This is a genomic window from Nocardia sp. NPDC088792 (genome assembly GCF_044750615.1).
GTDB lineage: Bacteria > Actinomycetota > Actinomycetes > Mycobacteriales > Mycobacteriaceae > Nocardia.
In genome coordinates, this window is record NZ_JBIVKC010000007.1 from 402,506 (window position 1) to 415,535 (window position 13,030).

General features: G+C 69.3%; 12 protein-coding genes. 2 read left to right on the plus strand and 10 right to left on the minus strand.

Annotated elements, in window-relative coordinates:
* The first annotated feature begins 175 nt into the window (after positions 1 to 175).
* Positions 176 to 679: a polyadenylate-specific 3'-exoribonuclease AS gene (locus tag ACIP5Y_RS41790; protein WP_400359009.1), complete on the plus strand. Its 504-nt coding sequence runs from the start codon at positions 176 to 178 to the stop codon at positions 677 to 679.
* A 62-nt stretch (positions 680 to 741) separates the two neighbouring features.
* On the opposite strand, the gene ACIP5Y_RS41795 is transcribed toward ACIP5Y_RS41790, so the two are convergent.
* From ACIP5Y_RS41795 to ACIP5Y_RS41840, 10 genes are all read right to left on the minus strand, one after another.
* A complete protein-coding gene (locus ACIP5Y_RS41795; RefSeq protein WP_397014097.1) occupies positions 742 to 1,467 on the minus strand; it encodes a lysophospholipid acyltransferase family protein in 726 nt (241 codons plus the stop codon).
* 274 nt (positions 1,468 to 1,741) lie between these two features.
* A complete protein-coding gene (locus ACIP5Y_RS41800) occupies positions 1,742 to 2,743 on the minus strand; it encodes an ROK family protein (protein WP_400358707.1) in 1,002 nt (333 codons plus the stop codon).
* Positions 2,740 to 3,792 carry a hypothetical protein gene (locus ACIP5Y_RS41805; protein ID WP_400358709.1) on the minus strand — a complete coding sequence of 351 codons (1,053 nt, stop codon included), beginning with the start codon at positions 3,790 to 3,792 and terminating at the stop codon, positions 2,740 to 2,742. The genes ACIP5Y_RS41800 and ACIP5Y_RS41805 overlap by 4 nt, the downstream gene beginning before the upstream one ends.
* On the minus strand, positions 3,789 to 5,405 hold the full coding sequence (locus ACIP5Y_RS41810) for a TRC40/GET3/ArsA family transport-energizing ATPase (RefSeq protein WP_400358711.1): 1,617 nt from the start codon (positions 5,403 to 5,405) through the stop codon (positions 3,789 to 3,791). The genes ACIP5Y_RS41805 and ACIP5Y_RS41810 overlap by 4 nt, the downstream gene beginning before the upstream one ends.
* Before the next feature lie 29 nt (positions 5,406 to 5,434).
* On the minus strand, positions 5,435 to 5,872 hold the full coding sequence (locus ACIP5Y_RS41815) for an SRPBCC family protein (RefSeq protein ID WP_397014089.1): 438 nt from the start codon (positions 5,870 to 5,872) through the stop codon (positions 5,435 to 5,437).
* A gap of 74 nt (positions 5,873 to 5,946) precedes the next feature.
* On the minus strand, positions 5,947 to 6,339 hold the full coding sequence (locus ACIP5Y_RS41820) for a polyketide cyclase / dehydrase and lipid transport (RefSeq protein WP_400358713.1): 393 nt from the start codon (positions 6,337 to 6,339) through the stop codon (positions 5,947 to 5,949).
* Between the two features lie 38 nt (positions 6,340 to 6,377).
* Positions 6,378 to 7,535 carry a glycosyltransferase family 4 protein gene (locus tag ACIP5Y_RS41825; RefSeq protein WP_400358714.1) on the minus strand — a complete coding sequence of 386 codons (1,158 nt, stop codon included), beginning with the start codon at positions 7,533 to 7,535 and terminating at the stop codon, positions 6,378 to 6,380.
* Between the two features lie 101 nt (positions 7,536 to 7,636).
* Entirely contained in the window at positions 7,637 to 8,629 is a 993-nt protein-coding gene (locus ACIP5Y_RS41830; protein WP_400358716.1) for a hypothetical protein, read from the minus strand.
* Positions 8,630 to 8,662: 33 nt separating this feature from the next.
* Positions 8,663 to 9,727, minus strand: coding sequence for an NlpC/P60 family protein (locus tag ACIP5Y_RS41835; RefSeq protein WP_400358718.1), 1,065 nt, complete (start codon positions 9,725 to 9,727; stop codon positions 8,663 to 8,665).
* 144 nt (positions 9,728 to 9,871) lie between these two features.
* Entirely contained in the window at positions 9,872 to 10,501 is a 630-nt protein-coding gene (locus ACIP5Y_RS41840) for a C40 family peptidase (RefSeq protein WP_400358720.1), read from the minus strand.
* 577 nt (positions 10,502 to 11,078) lie between these two features.
* Between ACIP5Y_RS41840 and ACIP5Y_RS41845 the strand changes: the two genes are divergently transcribed.
* Entirely contained in the window at positions 11,079 to 12,962 is a 1,884-nt protein-coding gene (locus ACIP5Y_RS41845) for a DEDD exonuclease domain-containing protein (RefSeq protein ID WP_400358722.1), read from the plus strand.
* The last annotated feature ends 68 nt before the right edge of the window (positions 12,963 to 13,030 follow it).

The window sequence follows — 13,030 nt, forward strand, 5'->3', positions numbered from 1 at the left end:
TGGAATCGGTCACACCGGCGACGGCGCCCGCGATCACCGGCCGACCCCGGTCACGGCCGCCGACTCACGCCGGATCGGCGGCACCTAGGCTGGAAGACCGGATGATCTGCCCGGATCGTCCCGCGCCCCGGCGCCGGGGACCAGTGACCGGCGACCGCGAACAAGGAGTGGACCGATCTCGCTCAGGTACTTTTACGACTCGGAATTCATCGAGGACGGGGTCGTCATCGACCTCGTCTCCATCGCCGTAGTGTGCGAGGACGGACGCGAATACTACGCCGTCTCAACCGAATTCGATCCGGAGAAGGCCGGGCCGTTCGTGCGCCGCAATGTGCTGCCCAAGCTACCGCCGCCGTCCTCACCACTATGGCGCAGCCGCGAGAAGATCCGCGACGACCTGTACCGGTTCCTGGTGCCGCGGCCCGGGGTCGAACCCGAACTGTGGGCCTGGGTGGGCGCTTACGATCACGTCGCGCTCTGCCAGCTGTGGGGATCCATGGTCGATCTGCCCAATGCTTTGCCGCGCTACACCAATGAGCTGCGCCAGCACTGGGAGCAGGCCGGGCGGCCGCCGCTGCCACCCATCCCCAAGGACGCGCACGACGCACTCGCCGATGCCCGCCACAACTTCGCGAAGTTCGAGGCCATCGAGGCGTACCGGCGCCGCCACGCCTCCTGACCCGAAAACGGAACGGGCCCTGCGAGACTCGGTCTCGCAGGGCCCGTTTCGTACGGGGAAGGTCAGCCCGCCATGGTCTGCGGGATACGGTCCGCATCGGGGCGGCTGCCCGAGGGCACGCCCTTCTTCAGGCTGGCGGCGTACACGTCGACGTATTCCTGGCCCGACATGTTCATGAGCTCGTACATGATCTCGTCGGTGACGGCGCGCTCCACGAAACGGTTCCCGCCCATGCCCTCGTAGCGGGAGAAGTCGATGGGCTCACCGAACTTGACGGTCACCTGACGCGGGCGCCAGCGGAACGGTCCGGGCGGGCACACCTCGTCGGTACCGATCAGAGCCACCGGGATCACCGGGACACCGGTCTCCAGGGCGAGGCGTGCCACACCGGTCTTGCCCTTGTACAAGCGGCCGTCCGGAGAGCGGGTGCCCTCCGGGTACAGACCGACCATGCGACCGTCCTCCAGCAGCTTGCGCGCGGTATTGAGGGCGGACTCGGCGGCGTCGGCGCCGGAACGGTCGATCGGGTACTGGCCGGTGCCGGAGAAGAAGAACTTCTGCAGCCGGCCCTTCAGACCAGGGGTGGTGAAGTATTCGGCCTTGGCCAGATAGGTGATGCGCCGCGGGCTCAGCAGCGGAGTGAAGAGCCAATCGGTGAACGACAAGTGGTTGCCGGCCAGAATGACTGCACCCTTCGGGGGTATGTTCTCGACGCCTTCAACCTTGGGTCGGTTGATGAGGTGCATGAGCGGCCCCACGAGCACGAACTTCAGCAGCCAGTAGAACATCGTGTCCTTTCCCCTGTTTTCGATACCCGGGACCGGCCTCGTTGCGGGCACCACACTCAGTTGCCTACCCTACCGCCGAGACCAGCCGGTGACCAACCATCGGGTGCCTGATCCGGCCGTTTCACGAAGCTTTAACCGGGGGAAATCATGCGGTCCGCCGGGCGGCCGTCCGGGCGGCCGATCCACGGGCCGGAAAATCTCACATATCGGGCCGGAAACCGATAGCCATCCCACATGGCAGGATCGGGACCCGGCCGGCGCGGCGACCGTCCACTCAGCGATGCGCCGGAGCCGGCAGACCGTTGGTCGAGCCGACCAGCGCCGCGCGAGCGAGTTCCGCCGCGCCGATCATGCCCGCCGCCTCACCCAGCTGAGCGACCCGGATGCGCGGCAGCCGGCGATGCCGGGCCCCGGTGATCGAGGCCGCGTAATGGTCGCGGGCATCGTCGAGGAACAGCGGCGCCGAACTGCTCACGCCACCGGCCACCACGATCAGGTCCGGGTCGAAGATATCGCTCACGAACGCCAGGCCCAGGCCCAGCCAGCGCGCGAATTCCGCCATCACCTCGATGGCCAGCGGATCACCGTCCTGCGCGGCGCCGGCGATGCGGCGGCCGGTCAGTGAACCGGGATCGCGGCGGGCCTCCCGCGCCAGCACGGTCGAACGGCCCGGATCGGTGGCCAGCAGCTCCAACGCCGTATCCACCAGAGCCGTTCCGCTGCAATACCTTTCCCAGCAGCCACGCTTACCGCAGGCGCAGGCGCGGCCCTGCGGCACCACCTGCAGATGACCGAGTTCCGGTGCCACACCGTAACTTCCGCGATACAGCTGACCGCCGATGAGCAGCGCGGCCCCGATACCGGTCCCGATCGCCACCAGCACCACATTGTGGCCGCCGGCCGCGGCGCCGAACCGGTACTCGGCCCAGAGCGCCGCATTCGCATCGTGTTCCAGGATGACCGGCAGTTCCAGGCGATCCGTGAGCCGTTGCGCGACCGGCGCATCCTCCCACGGCAGGTGCGGCGCGAACCGCACCGTCGCCCGGTCCTCGTCCACGAATCCGGCGACCGCCAGCCCGACCGCGCCGATGGCGTGCCGCTGGCACAGCTCCCGCACCGCCCGCGCCAACCCGTCCTCGAGGGCCCGCGCGGAATGCGGAGTCGGCGCGGTCACGGTATCGAGCACCTCGCCCGCACCGTCGACCACCGACGCACGAATATTCGTGCCGCCCACATCGATTCCCACTGTCAGCGGCACTCCATCACCGCCCGTCATGCCTTGATCGTCACATTGATCGGCACGTACCCGGGCTTCCTCCGCCCGCTCTCGGGCCGGCGGGCAGCACCCGGGCCGTTTCCCAGCGGATCCTCCGCAGGCGGCGCATCCTCCGCACCGGCCGAAGCGGCGGGCGCGGCAGGCGCCGCATGATGCCCGGATGACGTGTGGCCCTGTGCACCGGACGAATGCCCTTGCGCGCCCGCGAGGAATCGCGCGAACACACCACTGAGACCCGCACCGCCGGCCCGAGCCCCGGAATCAGCGAACCTGCGTCCACCCGAGGACGATTCGGCATCACCCGCACGGTGACCCGCACCGGCAGCGGGGCGACCCGCGGCGGAATCGTGGTGGCCTGCAGCGGAATCGCGAGGCGCCGCGGCATTCGCGCCATGTTCGCCCGCCCCGGTTTCATCGCTCCGGCCCGCGGCAGCGGCATCGCGTCGTCCCGCACCAGCGGCGGCACGCCCGCCGGCAGCGGTGTGATCACCTCGACCGGCAGCGTCGGCATCACCTCGACCGGCAGCGGTGTGATCACCTCGGCCTGCAGCGGTGCGATCGCCCCGGCTCGCAGCTCCGGCGCCCTGACCTGAGGCGCCGGCGCCGCGACGGCCGGTGGCGTCACTCTGGGATGTGCCAGCGCCGCCGCGGGCGTTCGCGTAGGCGTCGGCCAGGTCTTCGGCGAGCCGGCTGTGTGAATGCTGTTGCCAGGCTTGGTATTCGGCGGAGTCCGGGTCGAGGTCCGGGGGGATTACCGGTTCGACGGGGACGCCGGCGAGGGCCTCGCGGAGGACGGTGACTATGGCGGTGCCGTGGTCGGCGATAGCGGCTACCACGTCATGGTGTTCGCCGCGGACGATGGCCGCGGCGGCGCAGACGGGGCACCAGCTGCAGCTGTCCCAATCGGAGCGGCCGTCGGCGGCGGTGCGGCGCAGCACCGGTTCGACGCGTTCGAGGACGGCTTCCGCGAGCAGCTTGAGTTCCTCGGCGAACTCGCCGAGGTTGTCGTCGGGGTGGCCCAGGCGGGGCTCACCGTGGGTGCTGGTCACTGCGGCCAGACCTGCGGGTCGGGCCGGAAACGGATCACCAGCTGGTCGCCGTCGAGTTCGGCGGCGTCGACCGTGCACCGCCGCAATACCGGCGCCAGCCGCAGGCGGCGCCGAACCCCGTCCGCTCCCACGATCAAATCGTCCTCCACTCGTCCCAGCCGCAGGGTCGACGGGTCGACCACGGGCAGATGCATGCGCATAGCGAACACCGACTGCACGCCCGCCCCCGACTCGAGCCGCACCACCGGCCCGGGAGCGGTGTACAGCACGCCGTCCGCATCTGTGCCAAGCATAGGGACAGGAGCCGATCCCACCCAGTTACCACTCGCGTCCACCGCGTACGACAGCGCCGAAATCGAGCTCAACCCCACCGGCTCCGCCCCCGCATGCCCCACGACCAGCACCGGAACCCCCCGAAGAGACTTCCGCAACTGAGCGACCACCTCCAGCTGCTCGGCCCGCCGATTCCGATACCACTGCACCGCCGGATGCTCGGCCGGCTCACCTGTCGCCGCGAAGCCGTCGGGCCCGGGCCCGAAACCGCGCCACCGGGAGCGATCGTGCAGGAGATCCGCACCGTGCGGCAGATCGCCGCTACGCGGACCGGCGGCAGTGCTACCGCGCGAGCCGTCCGGCCCGGCAGGGTGACCGGACGGCGCGGGCGAACTGCCTGATCCCGGCGGATAGCCCGCCGGTCCATAGGAACTGCCCGGCGCAGCAGAGTAGCCCGCGGGTGCTGATGTGTCCGGCGCCGAACCGTGGGCGTCCGACGCGGAGCCGAAAGCAGCGGGCGCGCGGCCTGATTCATCCGGCGCAATGCCGGACTCTCGCGGCCCCGAGGCGAAATCGCTTGGTGCGGAGCCGGGTTCGGCCGAGCCGGTCAGGTCCGGCAGGACCTTGTTGACCAGGACCGTGTCGAGGCGGAGGCCGAGGAGGGCGGCGGCGGAGACTACGCGGGAGGATTCGGCTACGGCTACGTGTTCGGGGGCGGTGACGAGGCGGGCGCCGGTGCGGGTGCGGTCGGCGAGGAGGTCGCGGGCGCCGGAGATGGCGTGCACGATCTGTTCGACGGCTACCGCGAGGACGGCGCGGCGGAGGTCGCCGCCGACGGTGATCATGGTGCGGGAGTGTTCGGGCCAGACGCGTTCCAGATAGCCGAGCAGGGTGTCGGGGGTGGTGAGGATGCGGAGCATGTCGGCGGTGGGCGGGCAGTCGACGATGATGACGTCCCAGCGCTTTTCGGCGGCGTAGCGGGTCAGTTCCAGCAATGCCAGCAGTTCCTGCACGCCGGGGAGGCCGGTGACTTCGGCGGGATCCAGTGCGCCCAGGTCGAGTCCGTGTTCGTGGCCGACGCCGGACAGCATGAGCAGCACCTGCCGGAACCGATCCTCCAGCAGCGCAAGGGAATCCACCTCGATCACGTCGAGGCCGGAGGCGACCGAGGCCACGCTGCCGGGTTCGTGCCGGAACCGGAAGCCGAGGGCGTCACCGAGCGAATGAGCCTGGTCCAGGGAGGCGAGCAGCACGCGTTGCCCGCAGCGCGCGTACGCCATGGCGGTCGCGCAGGCCAGCGTCGTCTTGCCCACGCCGCCCTTACCGATGAACAGCTCCACCCGGGTGGCGGAGCGTTCGGTGCCGCTGGTCAGTCTTCGACCCGTTTCTTGAGTTCCTTGAGCGCCGTATCGGTGATGACCTTCTCGGCCTTGCGTTTGAACATGCCGATCATGGGGATGTTCAGGTCCACGGTCAGCTCGTACACGACCTGGGTGGTGCCGTCGGGCAGGGCGATGCACTCGTAGGTGCCGTCCTGCGCCTTCTGCAGTTCACCGCTGACCAGCTGCCAGCTGACGGCCTTGCCGTCCGGGCGCCAGGTGTAGGACAGCGTGTAGGTGTCCTTGACGACGCCGGCATCCAGCACGAAGCGTGCCGTGTGGGCGCGGCCGTCGGGGTATTTGTCCAGGACTTCGACCGAGCGGGCCGCGGAGACCCATTCCGGATACGACTCCAGGTCCGCGATGACGCCCATCACTCGATCCGAGGGGGCGTCGATCACGATCGACCGTTGAGTGCGATCGGCCATGGGTGACAACGCTTCCTTTCCAGGCTCTGAAGCCGGTGCGAGGGTGGAGGATACGAGATCGTGCGGTGCGGAGCCTACTGTGCGTGAGCGGGTGCGACGCCGGCCTTGCGCCCGGCTTCGAGGCGCGCCTTGATCTCGAAGGACATCTTCTTGCCCGCGACGCGGCGTTCCCGGTTGGCGGCCAGCAGGTCACGTCCGGACAGGCCGTCGATACCGCCGCGCGGTTCGGCGTGCAGGAAGTAGTGCAGGATGACGCCGTCCAGCATGGGTTCCAGCCAGGCTTCCATGGTGCCGTCCAGGCCACCGGTGATCGTCCAGCGAATTCCCTTGTCGCCCCGGTCTTCCCGGACCTGTAGCTGCAGATCGGGCCACCAGCCGCGCCACCTGGACCGATCCGCCAAGACCTCGCCCACAGCCGACCCGGGCGCGGCGATGAACGTCTGGTCGGCAACCTGGATACTGCTCACAGCGCTGAGCCTATAACAGCGCTGCGCAAGGCAGTGATTCAGTGAACACGACCGCCGACGGCGAGCTCCGGATCGAGGAGTTCGCGTAGTCGGTTGCCCATCAGGTCCCAGCGCCACTGTTGCTGGACCCAGGCGCGGCCGGCGTGGCCCATGCGGGTGGCGGCGTCGCGGTCGGCGAGGATGTCGACGATCGCGTCGGTGACGGCGGCGACGGAGCGGCCGCTGACGACCTTGCCGGTCTCGCCCTCGCGCACGGTTTCCGGGGCGCCGCCGGAATCGCCCGCGACCACGGGTACTCCGGTGGCGGAGGCTTCCAGGAAGACGATGCCCAGGCCCTCCACGTCCAGGCCGAAACCGCGGGTGCGGCAGGGCATGGCGAAGACGTCGGCGATGGTGTGGTGGGCGGCCAGCTCTTTCGAGGGCACGCGGCCGGTGAAGACCACATGGTCCGCGACGCCGAGCGCCTGGGCCATGGCGCGCAGCTTCTGCTCGTAGGGCCCGCCGCCCGCGATCACCAGGACCGCGCCGTCGACGCGCTCGCGAATCCCCTTGATGGCGGCGATGAGCACGTCCTGTCCCTTGCGCGGCACCAGCCGCGACAGGCACAGCACGGTCGGCCGATCCCCCAGCCCGTAGCGGGCGCGCAGTTCCTCGCGCGCGGCCGGATCGGGTTTGAAGGTCTCGGAATCGACGGCGGGCGGCAGGTATTCGAGCGCGGACTCCGCCCCGAACGCCGCCGCGAACCGCCGGCGCGTGTATTTGCTGACGTAGGTGATGACATCGGTGTTGTCGCCGATGGCTCGCAGCGCCTGCCGCGCGCCGGGCAGCATGGACCAGCCCACCTCGTGCCCGTGGGTGGAGGCGATGATGCGTTCGGCGCCGGCCTTGCGCAGGAACGGCGACATGAGCGCGAGCGGCGCGGCGGCCCCGAACCACACGCGATCGCACTGCTCGTCGCGCAGCAGTTTCGCGGCGCGGCGCAGCACCAGCGGGGTGGGCAGCATCAGCGTGGTGGGGTGGCGGACCACCTGGAACGGCTGGGCCGCATCGAACTTCCAGTGGCTGTCGCCGCGCCACCGTGGCGCGTAGACCACCAGCTCATCGGGGGGCAGCTGCATGGTCAGCGCATGCAGATAGGACTGGATACCTCCCGGTCGTGGCGGGAAATCATTGGTAACCAGCAGAGTTCGCCCCATGGCACAAACCTACTGCACCCGTGATAGCCGGGAATCCTGGGCGCCGGAGGTCGGTTGGCGGCGCGGCCGAGGATTCCCGGCTATGGGGCCGGAGGCGATGGTCAGGCGCCTGCGGCGGTGCGGGTCTTGATCCAGGTCTGCCAGTGGCCGAGGAAGTCGGCATAGTTCAGGCCCAGGGTCTGCTGGAAGATCGTGTCGCTGGCGGCGCGGTCCTTCTTGCCGGTGGCGATCCGGTGGTAAAGGTCCACAAGTTTGGCGTCGCCGAAGCGGTCGGCGATGAAAGCGCATGCGGACCAGCCTTGTTCGTAGGCCAGGACGGCCTGCCCGCCGGCGGGCCCGAACATGGCGTCGGCGGGGAGATCCGCGGGGATGTCGCCGGTGCGGGCGCGGGTGGTCAGGGTGGGTGCGACTTCGCTGATGGGCCGGTTTTTTCCGCGGTGGGCGGTGTATTCGGCGGCGCCTTCGAGCATCCACAGCGGTGAGCCGTCGGCGGTGATGGCGCGGGTCGCGTAGTGGGTGAGTTCGTGGCGCAGCACCGAGCGCAGTCCGTCCGCGCCGAGGATGTGGCCGGAGGTGGAGCCGAAGACGACGCGTTGCCCGCTGGGCTGGGTGCCGGGCCGGAACGGATCGGCGACGGTTGCGGCCGCGACTTCGGTGGGCAGGTCACCGGTTTCGTTGGTGAGGGCCGCGAATTCGGCGGGGCTGGAGGCGACCACCACGACGGGGGCCTGTGACCAGGCGGTCCCCCAGAGTCCGGTGACCGCGTCGGTGGAGGCGGCGAGTTCGCCTGCCAGCACCTCGATATCGCTCTGGTGTGCGGGATGTCCGAGGACGATGCCGACGTGACCGGATCCGGTGGCGACGGTTTCGGCGACGATCTTCCCGTAGGAGGTCATGATCTGCCGGACCGCGGGCAGTTCGGGATCGGTGGCGACCGGCGCGTCCGAGGCGTGCAGGCCGGGCAGTACCGATTTCGGCAGCAGGAGCAGTGCGCCGCAGGCGGCGGTCAGTGCGCCCACCATGACCACCGTGGCGACGAACTGGAAGCGCCGGCGAGCCGCCAGCCAGCCGCGCACCTGCCGCAGAGCGGTCATCGCCACCTCGTGGTCATGGGCGCGGGCCCTCGATCAGAACCGTCGCGCCGAGTGGAAGGGGGTGGATCCCATCGGCGCGACCTGAACCGGGACGCCGAAGGTGGAGGCGTGCAACATCAGTCCGTTGCCAGCGTAGATACCCACGTGCGAAATGTCCGAATAGAAGAAGACGATATCGCCGGGCTGCAGGTCCTTCTCGTCCACCGGCGTGCCGTAGGTGGACTGCTGCTGGCTGGTGCGCGGCACATCCTTGCCGACCTGATGGAATGCCCATTGCACGAGGCCGGAGCAGTCGAACTGGTCGGGTCCGGTGGCGCCCCACACGTACGGGTCGCCGACGCGGGTGAGCCCGGCGGCGAGCGCGCTGGTGCCGCTGCCGGGGACCAGGCCCTTGAGCAGGGAGTCGCGGTCGAATCCGGGCGGGAACATGGATCCGGCGAGCGCGGACTTGTCGCCCGCGGAGAGCTGTCCCCAGGCGGCGATGACGCCGGCCATGGAGCCTTGCAGCGCGGCGCGTTTGCTCTCCAGGTCGACGCGGACCGCATCCGCCTGGTCGCTGGCAGCCTTGGCGGCGTCGGCGGCGGCGCGGGCGGTGGTTTCGGCGGCGGTGGCCGCCTGGGTGGCCTTGAGATACTGGCTCAGTTGATCATTCGTGCGCGCCCCGACCAGGTCCACGATGGACATCTGGTCCAGCAGCTGCTGCGGTGAGCTGCTCACGAGCAGCGAGGTGAGCCGGTTGGTGCGGCTGCCGAGCAGGGCCGAACTGGCGGCGCGGTCGACGACCGGCTGGTAGCGCTTGACCTCCGCCTTGGCCGCGTCGAGGACGCCGGCGGCGTCGACCGCCTTCTGTTCGGCGTCCTGCGCGGCGGTGACCTTGGTGTCCAGGTCGGATTGGGCGTTGAGGGCCTGCTGGTTGAGCTGTTCGGATTGCCGCGACAGGTCGATGAGCCGCTGCACTGCTTCCCCGGCGTTGGCCGGTGCAGCGGCCGGATCGGCTGCCGCGGGCACGATTCCGTAGGTGCCGCCGACTATGACGAGGGCGCCTGCCGTGAGTGCACCACCTAGCAGTTGTTTCGTGCGATGAGTCCGCGCTACCACCGTCTGCACAGTCCCGTTCTCTTACCCCGAGCTGGAAAGGAAGGTCTCGATAAGATTACGAAACGGCGACCGGTTGTGTCCAGCAGGGCACAAGATAATCACGGTCGCCGCTTCAGCCGCAGGTCACAGGCCCGCGTTGGTGTCTCAGATGCGCCGTGCACCCGCAAAAGGCATGGACGAGACAGCCGCGATCGCCACCGGCTGGCCCGCGGTGGAGGCGTGCACGACATTGCCGTCGCCGACGTAGATGCCGGAGTGGCTGCCGCCGTAGAACGACACCACGTCGCCGGGCTGCAGGTCGTCGTAGGACACCGGGGCGCCGGTGTCGAGCTGCTCGTAGCTGGTGCGCGGCAGGCTGATGCCGGCCTGCGCGTAGGCCCACTGCACGAGGCCGGAGCAGTCGAAGGCGTCCGGGCCGGCGGCGCCGTACACGTAGGGGTCGCCGAGGCGGCTCATGGCGGCGTCGACGGCGGCCTGGTGAATGCCGTTCTGCGGGGCGGGCGCCGGGGCCGCGGGGCCCACCTGGATGCCGGGGATCGGCGGGATCTGCACCGGGATGGACGCGGGCAGGCCGGGGATGCCGGGCGGCAGCTGGATGGCGTCCGGGACGTCGAAGTTGCCGACACCGGGGATCGAGACGGGCTGGGCGGAGGCGGGCGTTGCGGGCAGCAGCAGCGCGCTCAGCGTGGCAGCGCCGACGGCGCCGGCTACGGCAATGCGACGCGCATTGCGCTGCATGCCGCGAACCTGACGCTTGACGGTGGGGGTCGCCATGGTGAGGAACTTCCAATCTGCCCCGCGACGCTGCACCCGGGTTGGTGCGTCGGACTCCGCGAGGTCTCAGGAAGATTACGAGGACATAACGGTGCCTTGTAAAGCCGAGACCAACGTCCGGGGGTCGGAATTTGTTACGGCGTGTCATTTCACTGCGATAAATGTCACAGCAATCACGAAACGATAACAGCGGCAATGTTCAGAGGAGCGTCCCGCTGGCTACCCATGGGTAGGAAAAGCGCCTCGAAGACCCTCCCAGCCTGGGCCGATCCAGCATAACAGCAGGTCAAAGCATCACGCTCCGACCTGGGCGGACTCGAGGCACTCGATCGACACGCCCGACCGCGCGACAGCGCGTCGCCGGGTCCCGGTAACCGTCGTAAACCGATCGGCCTCTCCAGCCGGATTGATGTGATATCCGAATCAATGTGACCCTGACCACAATCGCGCATAATTCGACATTTCGGAGATCTCATCTCGAGAATCTCGATGTTATATACGGACATTTCTCCAGGTCGATATTCCACATCGCCATATCGCCCGAGACTGTCGTACCCCCCGCCTAGGCTTCCAGACCGTGTCCGGACAGCTGGCCTTCGACGAGCTCGAATCACCGCTCTATGACACAACGTTCGTGGTCGTGGACCTGGAGACCACCGGAACCAGCCCCGACGGCGACATGATCACCGAGATCGGCGCGGTGAAGGTGCGCGGCGGCGAAGTGCTCGGCGAGTTCGCCACCCTGGTGAACCCCGGCCGCGCGATCCCGCCGCAGATCGTGCAGATCACCGGCATCACCACCGCCATGCTGATCGACGCACCGAACATCGAATCGGTGCTGCCCGGCTTCCTGGAGTTCGCCGAGGGCGCGGTACTGGTCGCCCACAATGCCCGCTTCGACACCGGCTTCCTGCGCGCCGCCGCGGCCCGCACCGAAACCCCGTGGCCCGCCTTCCAAGTCCTGTGCACCGTGCAGCTGGCGCGGCGCGTGCTGGGCCGCGACGAGGCACCCTCGGTGAAACTGTCCATGCTGGCGCAGATCCTGGGCGCGCAGACCCGGCCCACCCACCGCGCACTGGACGATGCCCGCGCGACGGTGGACGTGCTGCACGCGCTCATCGAGCGGGTCGGCAATCAGGGCGTGCACAGCCTCACCGAGCTACTGGATTACCTGCCCGAGGTGACGCGGCGGCAGCGCGCGAAACGCGTACTGGCCTCCGACCTTCCGGCGGCTCCGGGCGTGTACCTCTTCCGGGGCCCTTCGGATGAAGTCCTGTATATAGGGACAGCGGTGAATCTGCGCCGCCGCGTACGCAACTACTTCACCGGTTCCGACACCCGCGCCCGCATGCGCGAGATGGTGCAACTGGCCACGCGCGTCGATCACGTCGAATGCGCGCACGGCCTGGAAGCCGGTGTGCGCGAGCTCCGCCTGCTCCTCGCGCACACGCCGCCTTACAACCGTCGTTCCAAGTTCCCGCAGCGCGCGTGGTGGCTGGCACTCACCGAGGAGCCCTTCCCTCGGTTCACGGTGTCCCGCAGTCCGGCCCGGGACGCGCTGGGCCCGTTCGGTTCCCGGGCCGACGCGCTCGAGGTGGCCGCCACCGTGGCCGAGCATGCCGGTCTGCGCACCTGCACCACCCGCATCCCGAAGACGGGCCGCCACGATTGCCCGCCGGCCGTGGTCGGCGGTTGCCCCGCGAGCGCCCAAAACAGCCCCCTATATATAAAGGAATACGAACGAGCTCCCGAAGCCGTCCGCGCCCTCTTCTCCGGCCGCGACGACGCGCTCCTGCATTCCATGCACCAGAAGATCGAAACCTGTTCGACCGCAGAGCATTTCGAAGCCGCAGCCCGCCTGCGAGACCGCACCGTCACAGTGATCCGCGCCCTGCGCCGCACGCAGCGCCTGGCCGCGCTCGCCGCCATCCCCGAACTGATAGCTGCCCACCCCGACGGCGCCGGTGGCTGGGAGTTCGCGATCATCCGCCACGCCCGCCTGGCCGCCGCCGGCTGCGCCCGCCGCGGCATCTCCCCCATGCTCGTAGTCGACCGCCTCGTCGCCTCGGCCGAAACCGTTATCCCGGCCCGCCTCGACACCCCACGCCGCACCACCGACGCGCGGCTGGACAGCACTGCGGGAGACCCGGCCGACGGGGGCAAGCCGGACGCCATCGCCGGGGACGGGTTGGACGGTGGCTACGCGGGAGTGGAAGTGCCCGGCGCGGCATTCGATTTCACCGGGGCGGATCTCACACCCGCCTATCCCCCGCTGCGTGGCGCGCTCGCGGAGGAGGCGGGCCTGCTCGTCCGGTGGCTGGAGCAGCCGGGGACGCGGATCGTCCGGACTACCGACGGCTACGGTGAGCCGCGGCTCGGCGCGGGGGCTTGGCTGTCGTGGCTGGAGCGCGCCGAAGCAGCCGCGCGAGCCGACGTCACCTCCCCTCTCGATGCGAGCTGAGGCCTCCCGGCGTATTGCGGCATTCGGATGCGTGAATAGCTCTTGCCCGGGATCGATTGGGCGCTCAC